The 14,660-nt window shown below is 70.8% G+C and carries 12 protein-coding genes and 1 pseudogene; 11 read left to right on the top strand and 2 right to left on the bottom strand.

Annotated features, from left to right (window positions below):
* The first annotated feature begins 72 nt into the window (after positions 1-72).
* The 5 genes from SALMUC_RS14235 to rarD all read left to right on the top strand — a co-directional run bounded on the left by SALMUC_RS14235 (position 73) and on the right by rarD (position 3,678).
* On the top strand, positions 73-672 hold the full coding sequence (locus SALMUC_RS14235; RefSeq protein WP_020042251.1) for a superoxide dismutase: 600 nt from the start codon (positions 73-75) through the stop codon (positions 670-672).
* Positions 673-879: 207 nt separating this feature from the next.
* Positions 880-1,929 carry an endonuclease/exonuclease/phosphatase family protein gene (locus SALMUC_RS14240; RefSeq protein WP_156883519.1) on the top strand — a complete coding sequence of 350 codons (1,050 nt, stop codon included), beginning with the start codon at positions 880-882 and terminating at the stop codon, positions 1,927-1,929.
* Positions 1,930-2,004: 75 nt separating this feature from the next.
* The gene (locus tag SALMUC_RS14245; protein ID WP_020042253.1) at positions 2,005-2,235 is read left to right on the top strand and encodes a hypothetical protein; all 231 of its coding nucleotides are present in this window, start codon (positions 2,005-2,007) and stop codon (positions 2,233-2,235) included.
* Positions 2,235-2,690, top strand: a complete 456-nt coding sequence (locus SALMUC_RS14250) for a baeRF12 domain-containing protein (protein ID WP_020042254.1) — start codon at positions 2,235-2,237, stop codon at positions 2,688-2,690. The genes SALMUC_RS14245 and SALMUC_RS14250 overlap by 1 nt, the downstream gene beginning before the upstream one ends.
* Before the next feature lie 73 nt (positions 2,691-2,763).
* Positions 2,764-3,678: an EamA family transporter RarD gene (gene rarD / locus SALMUC_RS14255; RefSeq protein ID WP_020042255.1), complete on the top strand. Its 915-nt coding sequence runs from the start codon at positions 2,764-2,766 to the stop codon at positions 3,676-3,678.
* Here rarD and SALMUC_RS14260 read toward each other — a convergent pair.
* The gene (locus SALMUC_RS14260) at positions 3,621-4,172 is read right to left on the bottom strand and encodes an LOG family protein (RefSeq protein WP_020042256.1); all 552 of its coding nucleotides are present in this window, start codon (positions 4,170-4,172) and stop codon (positions 3,621-3,623) included. The two genes, rarD and SALMUC_RS14260, sit on opposite strands and share 58 nt — an antisense overlap.
* A 110-nt stretch (positions 4,173-4,282) precedes the next feature.
* Here SALMUC_RS14260 and SALMUC_RS28280 point away from each other — a divergent pair, with 110 nt between their 5' ends.
* The 6 genes and pseudogenes from SALMUC_RS28280 to SALMUC_RS14290 all read left to right on the top strand — a co-directional run bounded on the left by SALMUC_RS28280 (position 4,283) and on the right by SALMUC_RS14290 (position 12,364).
* Complete coding sequence (locus SALMUC_RS28280) at positions 4,283-6,079, top strand: LysM peptidoglycan-binding domain-containing protein (RefSeq protein WP_020042257.1); 1,797 nt, start codon at positions 4,283-4,285, stop codon at positions 6,077-6,079.
* A 76-nt stretch (positions 6,080-6,155) separates the two neighbouring features.
* Positions 6,156-7,968 (top strand): annotated as a pseudogene (locus SALMUC_RS14270) (ABCB family ABC transporter ATP-binding protein/permease).
* A gap of 167 nt (positions 7,969-8,135) precedes the next feature.
* Positions 8,136-10,283, top strand: a complete 2,148-nt coding sequence (locus SALMUC_RS14275; protein WP_020042259.1) for a malate synthase G — start codon at positions 8,136-8,138, stop codon at positions 10,281-10,283.
* 91 nt (positions 10,284-10,374) lie between these two features.
* Positions 10,375-10,803, top strand: a complete 429-nt coding sequence (locus SALMUC_RS14280; RefSeq protein WP_020042260.1) for a GlcG/HbpS family heme-binding protein — start codon at positions 10,375-10,377, stop codon at positions 10,801-10,803.
* A 124-nt stretch (positions 10,804-10,927) separates the two neighbouring features.
* Positions 10,928-11,707 carry a gamma-glutamyl-gamma-aminobutyrate hydrolase family protein gene (locus tag SALMUC_RS14285; protein WP_020042261.1) on the top strand — a complete coding sequence of 260 codons (780 nt, stop codon included), beginning with the start codon at positions 10,928-10,930 and terminating at the stop codon, positions 11,705-11,707.
* Between the two features lie 93 nt (positions 11,708-11,800).
* On the top strand, positions 11,801-12,364 hold the full coding sequence (locus SALMUC_RS14290; protein WP_020042262.1) for a flavodoxin domain-containing protein: 564 nt from the start codon (positions 11,801-11,803) through the stop codon (positions 12,362-12,364).
* Between the two features lie 52 nt (positions 12,365-12,416).
* Here SALMUC_RS14290 and SALMUC_RS14295 read toward each other — a convergent pair whose 3' ends face one another.
* Positions 12,417-14,657: a xanthine dehydrogenase family protein molybdopterin-binding subunit gene (locus SALMUC_RS14295; RefSeq protein ID WP_020042263.1), complete on the bottom strand. Its 2,241-nt coding sequence runs from the start codon at positions 14,655-14,657 to the stop codon at positions 12,417-12,419.
* Between the last annotated feature and the right edge of the window lie 3 nt (positions 14,658-14,660).

The following is a 14,660-nucleotide window of genomic DNA, read 5'->3' on the forward strand; positions in this document are numbered from 1 at the left end:
CGGCGCTTGACCTCGCGCCGCGCAGGTCTAGGAATGCAGTGCAACGCCACTCAGAACAGAGAGGACTTCTTCATGGCTTTCGAACTCCCCGATCTTCCCTACGCGCACGATGCGCTCGCCTCCAAGGGCATGTCCAAGGAGACGCTGGAGTACCACCACGACATCCACCACAACACCTACGTCACCACGCTGAACAAGCTGATCGACGGCACCGAGTGGGCGGACAAGTCGCTGGAAGAGATCATCAAGGGCACCTACGACTCGGGCGCCGTTGCGCAGTCGGGCCTCTTCAACAATGCCTCGCAGCACTGGAACCACACCCAGTTCTGGGAAATGATGGGCCCGGGCGACAACAGCGTGCCCGGTGCGCTTGAAAAGGCCATCGTCGAGGCCTTCGGCTCCTTCGACAAGTTCAAGGAAGACTTCGCCGCCGCAGGCGCAGGCCAGTTCGGTTCGGGCTGGGCATGGCTCGTCAAGGACACCGACGGCAGCCTCAAGGTCACCAAGACCGAGAACGGCGTGAACCCGGTGTGCTTCGGCCAGACCGCGCTGCTGGGCTGCGACGTGTGGGAGCACTCCTACTACATCGACTTCCGCAACAAGCGCCCGGCCTACCTGTCGAACTTCCTCGACAACCTGGTGAACTGGGAAAACGTCGCCTCGCGCATGTGATCCCGCGCCGGATGGCGATGAGTTTCGAGGCAGGGGCCGGGCAATTTGCCCGGCCCTTCGCTTTTTCCGGGGCGCGATCACGAACGTGAAAGGGTGGCGAGGGCTCGGCTCTGGATGCCTGCGGGCGGGCGGGCTAGAGAGGTCGGGTCGGCTCCGGCCGGCGTCTTGCGTTCCGAGTGACGGGCAGGCCATGCGATGACGATCCCCTTGCGTTCCGACAGAGCGAACGGCCACACCGACCGTGCCGGCCCCCGGGTCCTCCAGCGAGCCCTTCGGCTCCTCGGGTTGGTTTCGCAGCGCCTCGCGGGCGCGCTGACCCTGCTGATCCTCGTTCTGCTGGCCGGCGGGCTCCTCAGCCACTTGGTCGGTCGCGAGCAAGTCGAACCCATCGTCGTGCTGGCGCGGCTGGTCGAGGGCGCACGGCCGCACATGCTGGTCGTCGCGGCGCTGCTGGCGCTCGCGCTGCCGCTGCTTGGCGCCTGGCGCAGCGGCGTGCTGGCGATCCTCGTGGCGCTGGCGGGGCTCGGCCTTCTCGCGCGCGATTACCGCGCGGGCGCGGCACCCGTGGGGCAGCAAACGGACCTGACCGTCCTGTGGTTCAACCTTCTGGAGCAGAACCCGGTCGATCCCGAACGGCTGGAGGCGGCCTTTCGCGACAGCGGCGCCGACGTGATCGCCCTGACCGAGGCCGGCCCGGCGCTTCCGGCCGCCGAGGCGCTCTCGGATCACTATCCCTACCGACTGGGTTGCATCGAGGACACGCATTGCGGGCAGCTGATCCTCTCGCGCCACCCCCTGACACCGATTTCGGACCGGGATTTCCGCCTGCGGGCCCGGCACCGGCTCATCGACGCGCATGTCGATCTGCCCGGCGGCCAGACGGTGCGCCTGCTCTCGACGCATCTGTTCAAGCCCTGGTACCTCGTGATCAGCCACGCGGAGCACAAGCTCCTGCACGAGGCGCTGCGCGAGCGCGAGGACATGCCGACGCTGGTGACTGGCGATTTCAACTCCACGCCCTGGAGCCGCGACATGCTGAGCCTCGAACGCCGCCGCGAGTTGCGGCACGCACCGGCGCCGGTCTCGACCTGGCCGGTGGGGGCAGGGGACTTCGGCGCGCAGATCGACCACGTGTTGCTGCGCGGCGGGCCGGGATTCGTCTCGCTCGCGCCCTGGGGAGAGGGGCTCGGCTCGAACCACCGCGGGCTGCTCGCCCGCATCGACCTGGACCCGGACGAAGCCTCCTCACAGCCGTGAACGCCTGCGCGTCAACCGGGCGGAACCGGGGCCTTGTGCCGCTCGTTGAGGGGCACAAGACGAAAGGAGAGCCTCATGGCAGAGCGCGCAAGATCCAAGGACGGGCACCGCGAGACCGAAGAGATCCTCGGCGAAAAGCCCGAGAACCTGACGGACGAACCCGACGCGCATGGCCGCGCCGGCGGCAACCTTCAGCGCAAGGTCGGCACCCGCGACGAGGAAAAGGCCGTTGACGAGACCTCGGCAGGCACGACCCGCCCGCTTGGCAAGGATCAGGACGGCAGCGGCGACAAGGAGAAGGTGTGATGACCGAACTCACCAACGGCACCTGGGTGCTGATCGCGGACGGCGAGAAGGCGCTCTTTCTGCGCAACGACCTGGACGAGACGAACCCTGATCTGAACGTCGTCCGCATCGAGGAGCAGGAGAACCCGTCGGACTACGATCAGTCGGCGAACCGCCCCGGCCGCATGCGGGACACCGGCATCGGGCAGGCCTCGGCGATGGACGATACCGACTGGCACGAGCTGGCCAAGGAGCGTTTCGCCGACGAGATGGCCGAGATCCTCTACAAGCTTGCGCACAAGAACGCCTTCAAGCGCATCGTGCTGGTTGCCCCGCCGAAGGTGCTGGGTGAGATGCGCAGCAAGCTGCACAAGGAAGTCAGCTCGCGCGTCGTGGCAGAGGTCGACAAGACCTTGACCAACCATCCGCTCGACAAGGTCGAACAGCTCCTGCGGGACGAGCTCAGCCCCGCCTGAGCCGGACCGGCCGCGACCTGCTTGCCGCCCGCCCGCGCGGGCGGTAAGCCTTCGTGGGAAAGGATGTCCCGCGATGTCTCCCGCACTTACAGGTGTCCTCTTCGCCGTCTCCGCAACGGCGATCTGGGGCCTTTCCCCGCTCTACTACAAGCTTCTGACCGAGGTCGGCGCGCTCGAACTGCTGGCGCATCGCACCGTGTGGTCGGCGCTCATCTTCTGCGGGCTCGTCGGCGCGCAGGGGCGCCTCCGCGAGCTGCGCGCCTTCACGCGCACGCCGCGCGCCTTCGGCACGCTGCTGGTGGCGGCGGTGATGATCTCGGCCAACTGGGGGCTGTTCATCTTCGCCGTGCAGGTGGGCCTCGTGACGCAGTCCTCGCTTGGCTACTACATGATGCCGCTGGTGCTGGTCGCGGTCGGCGTCGTCGCCTTCCGCGAGCGTCTGGCCGTGACGCAATGGATCGCGGTTGGCCTCGCCGCGCTGGCGGTGCTCCTGCTGACGCTGCGGATGGGCGTGCTGCCCTGGCTCTCGCTGACCTTGGCGGTCAGCTTCGCGCTTTACGGCACGATCAAGAAGCGGCTCGACGTGGGGCCCGTGGTCTCGGTCACCGGCGAGGTTCTGGTGCTCTCGCCCCTGGCGCTGGCCTGGCTGGCCTACGTGCATTCCCAAGGCGACGGGGTCTTTCTGAACGACGCAAAGCTCTCGGCGCTGCTGGTCTTCTCGGGGCTGATCAGTGCGTTGCCGCTGATCCTGTTCTCGGCGGCGGCCAAGCGGGTGAACTTTGCCACGCTCGGCCTGCTGCAGTATCTCAACCCCTCGCTGCAGCTCTTCTGCGCGGTCGTCGTCTTCCGCGAGCCGCTGGCGCCCGCGCAGGCGGTGGCCTTCGGGCTGATCTGGGCCGGGCTCGCGCTCTACTCGGCGCATGCCCTGCGTCAGGAGAGGGCGCGGCGCAGGATGTCCATGGCGGCGGCCGGCGAGTCGGCGATGTGAACGAAGTCGAGCAGCGAGGCGTCGGCGAACCCCTCGTTCACCACGTGATCGAGCAGCGCCCGTAGCGGCGCCCAGAATCCCCCGGCGTCCAGCAGCACGATGGGCTTGGCGTGCAGTCCCAGCTGGCGCCAGGTCAGTGCCTCGAAGAACTCGTCCAGCGATCCCGCGCCGCCCGGCAGCACGACGATGCCGTCGGCGTTCATCAGCATGACCTTCTTGCGCTCGTGCATGGTCTCGGTGACCACGAAGCGAGTGAGGTCCGTCTTGCCGACCTCGAGGTTCATCAGGTGCGTGGGAATGACGCCGAAGGTCTCGGCGCCGCCCGCCTGTGCGGCACGCGCCACCGTTCCCATGAGCCCGACGTCGCCGGCCCCGTAGACAAGCCGCCAGCCCTCTGCCGCGATGGCCTGGCCAAGGTCCTCGGCGGCCTCGGCGTAGGCGGGCGAATGGCCGTGGCGCGAGCCGCAGTAGACGCAGACGGAACGTGGCAACATGGGAACTCCTGCCGGGAAATGCGATTTTGACCGGTGATAGCGGGATTGATATATGTCTACAACTGTGCCGGTGGCTGCCTTGGCCGGCACGACAGGGGATGTGACAGACGATGCAGAAACCGCTTCTCGGTTGGGGGCTTGCCGCCGGCGTCGCCGTGGCTGCCGTGCTGGTCGCGACCGGGGTGATCGGCCCGGCGCCGGAGCCCGTGTCGCTGGAGGGAGCACCGGAGGAGGCCGGGCAGACCGAGGTCGCGCTGGCCTCGGCGCCGAAGCCAAGCCCGGCGCCCGCACCCGTGGCGCCGCCCGGAACACCCGCCCCCGAGACCGCGGCCTTGCCCGGCGCGACCGGAACGTCGCCCGCTGCGCCCGCACCCGAGGCGCCGCAAGTGCCTGACATTGCCTCTTTTCCCGGAGATCTCGACAGGTCGCGGAGCGGGGAAGATGCTTCGACCGAGGTATCTGCTGGCGGGCAGGAGGGGGCCGGGCTTACGGACAGCGCGGCTGTTACGGCCGGGCTTGCGGCTGGAGGGGCCGCCGGGACCGGGGCGGAGGTCGCCGAGGGCACCGGGATCGCCGACGACGCCTCTTCGGCCGAGGATGAGCGCGCATCGGATGTCAGCGAGGCCGCGAATGCGGCGGCTCCCGCCGAGGAGGGAGGCGTTGCCGAGGCCTCCGGGACGGGAGTGGCACCCGCGTCGACCGACGGTGGCACGGCCGAGGCGGGCGATGCCGCGCGGGAGGCGGTCGCCAGCGCGTCCGGTACGACTGGTACGGCAAATCTGTACGGTTCGGATGCGCAGGGCGCGACGCCGCCGGCACCGGCCACACCGGGGATGCCCGAGGCGCCGGTTTCGCCGCGCTTCGACCTCGTGCGCGCCGACCGGGACGGGATGGTCGTGGTGGCGGGCACCGCCGCGCCGGGCTCGGAGGTCGAGGTGCTGATCGACGGGGCGCTCGACCACACGGCGAGTGCCGACAGCGCCGGGCGCTTCGCAAGCTTCCTCGACTTGCCGCAGTCGCCGCAGCCGCGCGTGTTGCGGCTGCGCAGCCGCCTGGACGGGGTTGAGGTGGACTCCGACGACGAGATCATCATCGCGCCCGCCTCGGGGGCAGCCCCCTCGGACAGCGGCCAGGCGGCGGGCGCCGTCGCGCAGGCCGGGGCGGAGGATGCGGTGACCGAAGTGGTCGCGGAACAGAACGTCGAGACCTCCGACGGCACGGGGGCAGACGCGGCCTCCGACGAGATCGCGGCGATCCCGCCGGCCATCGCGCCCGAGACCCCGGACCTCGGCACCGCGCCCGCCGAAGGCACGGCGGGTCCGGCGACGCCCGGCACCGATGCGGCCCCCGAGGCTGGCGCGGCGCCGGGCGCGCCCGCGGTGCTGCGCTCGACCGAGGCGGGGATCGAGGTGCTGCCCTCGGGCGGGCCGCCGGACGTGCAGCAGAGCGTCGCCATCGATGCGGTGACCTATGACGCCGAGGGCGGGGTCGAGATCTCGGGGCGCGGCGTGGGCGACAGCTTCCTGCGGATCTACCTCGACAACGCGCCGATCACGACCTCGCGCATCTCGGCCGATGGGCGCTGGCGCGCGCGGCTGCCGCAGGTCGACACCGGCACCTACACGCTGCGCGTCGACCAGATCGACGCCGAGGGCGCGGTGACGGCCCGCGCCGAGAGCCCCTTCCTGCGCGAGGACCCGCAGCGGCTGGCCCGCGCGGCCGAGGGCCGCGACGGCGCGCAGCGCGTGCAGGCGGTCATCATCCAGCCGGGCAACACGCTCTGGGCCATCGCGCGGCACCGCTACGGCGAGGGGCTGGCCTACGTGCGCATCTACGAGGCCAACAAGGGCCAGATCCGCGACCCCGACCTGATCTATCCCGGGCAGCTCTTCTCGATCCCGAACTGAGCGGCGCGCCGGCGGTCTGGTGCCCGGCCGCCCGGCGCGGTATCGGTGGGCGCCCCGGAACGACGAAAGCCGCCCCATGCCGCCCGAAGACACCACCCGTATCGCCCGTGACGAACGCCGCTCGGGCTGGCGCACGATCCGGCGCGTGGGGCCCTGGCTCTGGCCGGAGGGGCAGACCTGGGTCAAGCGGCGGGTGGTCGTGGCGCTTCTGTTCCTGCTGGCCGCCAAGCTGGTCGCCGTGGGCACGCCCATGCTCTACAAGCGCGCGGTCGACAGCCTCTCGGGCGACGTGCCGGACCTCGCGCTGGGAGCGGTGGGGCTGACCGTGGCCTATGGCCTCGCGCGGCTGATGAGCACCGGCTTCCAGCAGTTGCGCGACGCGGTCTTCTCGCGCGTGGGCCAGCGCGCGCTGCGGCGGATCGCGCTGGAGACCTTCCACCACATGCACCGGCTCTCGCTGCGCTACCACATCACGCGCAAGACCGGCGGGCTGAGCCGCATCATCGAGCGCGGGGTGAAGGGGGTCGAGTTCCTGCTGCGCTTCCTGCTGTTCAGCATCGGGCCGCTGATCCTCGAGTTGCTGCTGATCGCGGGCGTGCTCTTCTTCCTGTTCGACGCGCGCTACCTGCTGGTGGTGGCGGGGACCATCGCGCTCTACGTCGTCTTCACCTTCAAGGTGACCGAGTGGCGTGTGCGCCTGCGCCGGACGATGAACGCGCAGGACACCGACGCCAACCAGAAGGCCATCGACAGCCTGCTCAACTTCGAGACGGTCAAGTATTTCGGCGCCGAGGACCGCGAGGCCGCGCGCTACGACGAGGCCATGCGCGCCTACGAGGCGGCGGCGGTGCGCACGCAGACCTCGCTCGCGGCGCTGAACACCGGGCAGGCCTTCCTGATCACCTCGGGGCTGGTGGCGGTGATGTGCATGGCGGCCGTGGGCGTGCAGCAGGGCAACCTGACGGTCGGCGATTTCGTCATGGTCAACGCCTACATGATCCAGATCACCATGCCGCTGAACTTCCTCGGCACGGTCTACCGCGAGATCCGCCAGAGCCTGACCGACATGGGCGAGATGTTCGACCTGCTCGACCAGCCGCCCGAGGTCTCGGACCGCCCGGGCGCCGCCGCGCTCGAGGTGCCGCGCGGCGGGGTCGCCTTCGAGGCGGTGCGCTTCGGCTACGAGCCCGAGCGGGAGATCCTGAGCGGGCTGACGCTCGAGGTCGGGCCGGGCCAGACGCTGGCGCTGGTGGGGCCGACCGGGGCGGGCGAAGTCGACCATCGGGCGGCTGCTCTTCCGGTTCTACGACGTCACCGGCGGGGCGATCCGCATCGACGGGCAGGACCTGCGCGAGGTCACGCAGGAGAGCCTTCACGCGGCCATCGGGGTGGTGCCGCAGGACACGGTGCTGTTCAACGACACGATCGGGTACAACATCGCCTACGGCCGCGACGGGGCCACCCAGGCCGAGGTCGTCGAGGCCGCGCGGGCGGCACAGATCCACGACTTCATCGAGAGCCTGCCCGAGGGCTACGAGACCCGCGTGGGCGAGCGCGGCCTGAAGCTTTCGGGCGGCGAGAAGCAGCGCGTGGGCATCGCGCGGGCGCTGCTGAAGGACCCGCCGATCCTGCTGCTGGACGAGGCGACCTCGGCGCTGGATACCGAGACCGAGGCCGAGATCCAGCAGGCGCTGCGCCGCGCGGGCGAGGGGCGCACGGTCATCACCATCGCGCACCGGCTGTCCACGGTGGCCGATGCCGACCGGATCGTCGTTCTGGAGCACGGCGCGGTCGCCGAGGCCGGCACCCACGAGGGCCTGCTGGCCCGCGAGGGGCGCTATGCGCAGCTTTGGGCCCGCCAGCGCGCGGAACGCGACGCGGCGGCCTGAGGCGGGGCGGCGGATCTTGCTGCAGAAGGGCTGCAAATTCCTTCGAGGGAATTTGCGGCACGCATAGTTCGGTGGGTATCCCGAATTGGTCAGGAAACATGACCACCTTGTTTCCGATAGGAAACCGGCGTAAGCACGGGGCAACGAATCCCAGCAGGAGACAGGGCATGACCCAGCGAGCCACGCGGAACGGGCTGCAGATCGACAGCGGTCTTTGCGATTTCATCGAGGCCAGCGCGCTGCCGGGCACCGGCGTTTCGGCCGAGACCTTCTGGTCGGGGCTGTCGCGGCTGGCGCATGAGTTCGGCCCGCGCAACGCGGCGCTGCTCGCGCGCCGGGCCGAGATCCAGGCCCGCATCGACCAATGGCACCGCGAGCATCGCGGCAAGCCGCATGACGCCGACGCCTACCGCGCCTTTCTCGAGGTGATCGGCTACCTCGAGCCCGAGGGGGACGATTTCGAGATCGAGACCGCGAACACCGATCCCGAGATCGCCACGGTCGCGGGGCCGCAGCTGGTGGTGCCGATCACCAACGCGCGCTACGCGCTCAACGCGGCGAACGCGCGCTGGGGCTCGCTTTACGATGCCTTCTACGGCACCGATGCCATGGGCTCGTTGCCGCCGTCCGGCGGGTTCGACACCGCGCGCGGCAAGCAGGTGGTGGCCAAGGCCAAGGCCTTCCTCGACGCGCGCTTCCCGGTCGCGGGCGGCAGCCATGCCGAGGCCGCGGGCTATGCGGTCGAGGGCGGCGCGCTGCTGGTGGGCGGCAAGCCGCTGGCCGAGCCCGCGCAGTTCGCGGGCTACCGCGGCGCGCCCGAGGCGCCGGAGGCCGTGCTGCTGGCCAACCACGGGCTGCACGTGGAACTGGTCATCGACCGTGACCACTTCATCGGCAAGGACGATGCCTCGGGGCTCGCGGACGTGCTGATGGAGGCCGCGGTCTCGGCCATCATGGACTGCGAGGATTCGGTCGCCTGCGTCGACGGGCCGGACAAGACGCTGGCCTATGCCAACTGGCTGGGGCTGATGCGCGGCGATCTCGAGGACAGCTTCGAGAAGGGCGGCAAGACCGTGACGCGGCGCCTCGCGGGCGATCCCGCCTACACCGCGCCCGGCGGGGGCGAGGTCTCGCTCAAGGGCCGCGCGCTCATGCTGGTGCGCAACGTGGGGCACCTGATGACCAACCCCGCGATCCTGCTCGAGGACGGCTCGGAGATCCACGAGGGGCTGATGGACGCCATGGTGACCACCATGATCGCCATGCACGACCTGAAGAAGACCGAGGGGCCGCGCAACTCGGTCGAGGGCTCGGTCTACGTGGTGAAGCCCAAGATGCACGGGACCGCCGAGGTGGCCTTCGCGGACGAGATATTCAGCTTCGTCGAGGAGGTGCTGGGCCTGCCGCGCTACACCGTGAAGCTGGGCATCATGGACGAGGAGCGCCGGACGAGCGTGAACCTCAAGGAGTGCATCCGGGCGGCGAAGCACCGGGTGGCCTTCATCAACACCGGCTTCCTCGACCGCACCGGCGACGAGATCCACACCGCGATGGAAGCGGGGCCGATGGTGCGCAAGGGCGCGATGAAGGGCGAGCCCTGGATCGCCTCCTACGAGGAGCGCAACGTCGACATCGGCCTGGCCTGCGGGCTGCGCGGACGGGCGCAGATCGGCAAGGGGATGTGGGCGATGCCGGATCTCATGGCCGACATGCTGGAGGCCAAGGTGGGCCATCCGAAGGCGGGCGCCAACTGCGCCTGGGTGCCGTCGCCGACGGCGGCCACGCTGCACGCGCTGCACTACCACGAGGTGGACGTGGCCGCGCGGCAGGCCGAGATCGCGGCCGGCGGGCCGCGCGGCACGCTGGGCGACCTGCTGACCATCCCGGTCGCGCAGGGGGCCAACTGGTCCGAGGACGAGATCCGCGAGGAGATCGAGAACAACGCGCAGGGCATCCTGGGCTACGTGGTGCGCTGGGTCGGCCAGGGCGTGGGCTGCTCGAAGGTGCCGGACATCCACGACGTTGGCCTGATGGAGGACCGCGCGACCTGCCGGATCTCCTCGCAGCACCTGGCGAACTGGCTGCATCACGGCGTGGTCTCGGAAGACGAGGTCATGGCGGTGATGAAGCGCATGGCCGAGGTGGTCGACCGCCAGAACGCGGGCGACGCGGCCTACGAGCCGATGGCGCCGGGCTTTGACGGGGTGCCGTTCAAGGCGGCCTGCGACCTGGTCTTCGAGGGGCGGGTGCAGCCCTCGGGCTACACCGAGCCGGTACTGCACCGCCGCCGGCTGGAGCTGAAGGCCGCCGGCTGAGGGGCGGCGGCGCCCGGGGGTCGGGGGGCGGAGCCCCCCGGCGCGGCTGCGCCGCTTTTGCGTATTTGGGAACAAGAAGAAGGAGAGGGACATGGCGGGCATTTCGCTGAGCCGGGCGCGGACGATCATCCGCAAGACGCTGGACGCGGGCAAGGAGATGGAGCTGCAGCCGCTCTCGGTCATCGTGCTGGACGCGGGCGGCAACGTGCAGGCCTTCGAGCGGCAGGACGGGGCGAGCCCGGGGCGGTTCCAGATCGCCCACGGCAAGGCCTATGGCGCGGTGATGCTGGGCATGCCCGGCAGCGCGCAGATGGCGCGGGCCGAGGCGCAGGCCTATTTCATCGCCGCCGCCAACGGGGCGCTGGGCGGGCAGCTGGTGCCGGTGCCGGGCGGCGTGCTGGTCAAGGACGCCAAGGGCCGCGTGCTGGGCGCGGTGGGCGTGACCGGCGACAGCTCGGACAACGATGCCGCGGCGGCCAAGGCCGGGATCGAGGCCGTGGGGCTGGTGCCGGTCATCTGAGGGCCGGCCGCTGCCTGCCGCCTTCGCAGGCAGCGCAGGTCCCTGTGCGCGCAGGCACAGGGGGCGCGTCTTTCGTTCGGGCTGCGGCTGCCCTATGTTCAGGGGAAAGCACGAGAGGTCTTCCATGACGCGCCCTGTCGTCGGCATCATCGGCAACCAGCACCTGATCAACGACCAGTATCCCGCCCACGCGGGCGGGTCGCACAACACCGAGGCGGTGGCCTGCGTGGCCGACTGCCTGCCGCTGCTGATCGCGGCGGACCCGCGGTTCGTCTCGGTCGAGGAACTGCTGGAGGTCTGCGACGGCTTCCTGCTAACCGGCGGGCGGCCCAACGTGCACCCCGAGGAATACGGCGAGGCGGCAACCGAGGCGCATGGCGCCTTCGACCGGGCGCGCGATGCCATCGCGCTGCCGCTGGTGCGGGCCTGCGTCGAGCGCGGCCAGCCCTTCCTGGGCATCTGCCGGGGTTTCCAGGAGGTCAACGTCGCCATGGGCGGCACGCTCTATCCCGAGATCCGCGACCTGCCGGGCCGCATGAACCACCGCATGCCCCCGGACGGCACGCTGGAGGAGAAGTTCGCCCTGCGCCACAAGGTCGTTTTCGACGAGGGCGGCGTGTTTCATCGGCTCTTCGGGGCGCGTGAGGTGATGACCAACACGCTGCACGGGCAGGGCATCAAGCAGCCGGGGCCGCGCATCGTCGTGGAGGGCCAGGCGCCCGACGGCACGCCGGAGGCGCTTTACGTGAAGGGCGCGCCGGGCTTCACGCTGGCGGTGCAGTGGCATCCCGAGTGGGACGCGGCGAACGATCCGGTCTCGCGCCCGCTGTTCCAGGCCTTCGGCGATGCGGTGCGCGACTGGGCCTCGTCCCGGCGGGCGCCGCAGCGGATCCCGGCGCAGTAGCACCGTCGAAAAATCCCCTCGGCTTGCGCCCGGACAAGGCGCGCGGCCTGCAGGCGTGGCAGAGTCGCTCCCGACATCGAGAGGGAGGGACTCATGCGCATTCTCGTCGCCTATGCCACCACCGAGGGCCAGACCCGGAAGATCGCCCGCTTTGCCGCCGACCGCTTGGTCGCGGCGGGGCACACGGTCGAATTGCTGAACGCCGAAGATGCCGGGGGCGTCGAGATCGCGCGGTTCGACGCGGCGGTGCTGGCGGGATCGGTCCATGCCGGATCGGTGCAGGAGGCGCTGATCGATCTTGCCAACGCGGGCGGCCGGGCGCTGGCCGAGCGGCCCACGCTTTATTTGCAGGTGTCGCTCTGCGCGGCGGGCAAGGACGATGACGAGTGGGAGGATCTCCACCGCATCGCGGACCGCACCGTCGAAGAGTTCGGCTGGACGCCGAGCCGGATCGCGCATGTGGCCGGGGCCTTTCGCTTCAGCGAGTACGATTTCTTCAAGACCATCGCGATGCGCTGGATCGCCTCGCAGCACGGCGAGCGGGTGCGGCGCGGCGAGGACCGCGAGTACACCGACTGGGACGAGCTGGGGCGGGTGCTGGACGACTGGCTGGCCGATGCCGGCGCGGGCACGGGCGCGGCCGCGGCGACGGGCTGAGGTGGCGGGCCCGGCGCGGCCTTGGGGGCTGCGCCGGGCTGCAGGGCCTGCGTCAGGTGGCGAAGCGCACCGCGCGGGAGAGGGGCAGTTCGCGGTGGCGCTCTCCGGTGAGGTCGAAGATCGCGTTCGCGAGCGCGGGGGCCGCGGGCGGCGTGCCGGGCTCGCCGATGCCGCTGATATGCGTCTGGCGCTCGAGGATGCGGACCTCGACCCGGGGCATCTGGCCCATGCGCAGGGCGTCGTAGTCGGGGAAGTTGCGCTGCTCGACCGCGCCGTCGGCGAAGGTGATCTCGCCCGTCATGGCGGCCGAGAGGCCGTAGACCAGCCCGCCGGCGAGCTGCTGCTCGATGATGCCGGGGTCGAGCGCGACGCCCGGGTCGGCGGCCATCCAGGCGCGGGCGATGCGGATCTCGCCCTCTTCGTCGGCGACCTCGATCACGCAGGCGACGGGCGTGCCGAAGCTGTAGCACATGGCGACGCCGCGGCCGGTGCCCTCGGGCTTGTCGGGCCAGCCGGACATCTCGCGCACGGCTTCCAGCACGCGGGCGGCCGGGTCCCACTCGGGTTCGGCGAGCTGCACGCGGAAGTCCAGCGGGTCGGCGCCGGCGGCATTGGCCATCTCGTCGAGGAAGCTTTCGAAGATGAAGCCGTTGTAGCTGTTGCCGACCGAGCGCCAGAAGCCCACGGGCACTTGCAGGTCGGGCGCGATGTAGCCGCGCGCGCGGTAGCTGGGGATCGCATAGGGCTGGTTCCAGAGGCCCTCGACGTGGACCTTGTCGGGGCCGCCGGGGGCGAAGCCGGTCCAGCGGTTCAGCGCCTGCCGCGCGGTCGAGGGGCCGGCGACGGAGGCGTCGAGCAGGACCGCCGTGCCGTCCTGCACCGCGCCGCGCATGCGGCCGATGGCGCCGGGGCGGTAGAAGTCCTGGGTCATGTCCTCTTCGCGCGACCAGGTGGTCATCACCGGCACGTTGGGCAGGGCGCGGGCGACGCGCACCGCCAGCACCGAGAAGTCGAGCTCGCCGCGCCGGCCGAAGCCGCCGCCCATCGGGGTGGTGTGCAGCGTGACGCTGTCGGCCGAGACGCCCGCCGCCTCGGCGCAGGCGTCGCGCACGAAGGTGGGGATCTGGTTGCCCGACCAGACCTCGAGCCCGCCGGCGGTGATCCAGGCGGTCGCGTTGAGCGGCTCCATCGTGGCGTGGGCGAGGAAGGGCAGGCGGTATTCGGCGGTGACCTCCTGCGCGCCCTCGGGGAGGGTCTCGGCGTCGCCGGTGTCGCGCAGGGTGGAATCGGGGTCGAGGTCGAAGGCGGCCTCGATCTCGTCGAAGATCGCCCCGGTGGTCTCGGGGTAGGCGGCGGGGCCCCAGTCGACCTCGATGGCGTTCACCGCCTGCTGGGCGAGCCAGGTGTTGGTGGCGATGACCGCGACGCCGTCGCCGAGGTCGACGATCTTCTCGACGCCGGGCATGCCCTCGGCCTCTTCGGCGTCGAAGCCGCGCATCGCGCCGCGCCGGGGCGACATGCGGACCGCGGCATAGCGCAGGCCCTCGGGACGGGTGTCGATGGAATAGGTCTCGGTGCCGGTGCACTTGGCGACCATGTCGAGGCGCGGCAGGGCGCGGCCCAGCAGCTTCCACTCGGAGGGCTCGCGCAGCAGGACGTCGCGCGGCTCGAAACCGGCGGCCTCGGCGGCGAGCTCGGTATAGGGCAGGCGGGTGCCGTCGGGGGCGACGACCGCGCCGGCCTCGGTGGTGAGCACGCCGGCGTCGAGGTCGAGCCGGGCCGCGGCGGCGGCCTTGAGCATCTCGCGGGCGGCGGCGCCGGTGGCGCGCATGCGCTCGTAGCCGTCCTTCATCGCGGTGGAGCCGCCGGTGACCTGCATCTCCATGACCTTGCCGATCACGCCCGCCATCTCGCCCAGCTTGTGCTGGAGCGCGCTGCGCGCGTAGCCGGCCGGGCCGGGCAGGGATTCGGCCATCATGGCGGAGTTGTAGTAGGCCTTGGCGGGCGGGCCGTGGATGACGCGCACGTCCTCCCAGGCGAGGTCCATCTCCTCGGCCAGAAGCGCGGCCCAGGTGGTCTGCGTGCCCTGGCCCATCTCGGCGCGGGGCGCGACCAGCGTGACGCCCTCGCCGTCGATGATGACGAAGGGGTTGAGCGCGGTCTCGTCGCCCTCGGGGCGCAGCGGGTTGGGCGCGGGGCGCGAGACGTACCAGGCGCCGACGGCCACGCCGCCCGCGACGGCGGCGGCGCCCACGAGGAAGGTGCGGCGGGCAATCTTTCCGATGCTGGCCATGCC

Origin of the sequence: Salipiger mucosus DSM 16094 (genome assembly GCF_000442255.1) — a bacterium.
GTDB classification, from domain to species: domain Bacteria; phylum Pseudomonadota; class Alphaproteobacteria; order Rhodobacterales; family Rhodobacteraceae; genus Salipiger; species Salipiger mucosus.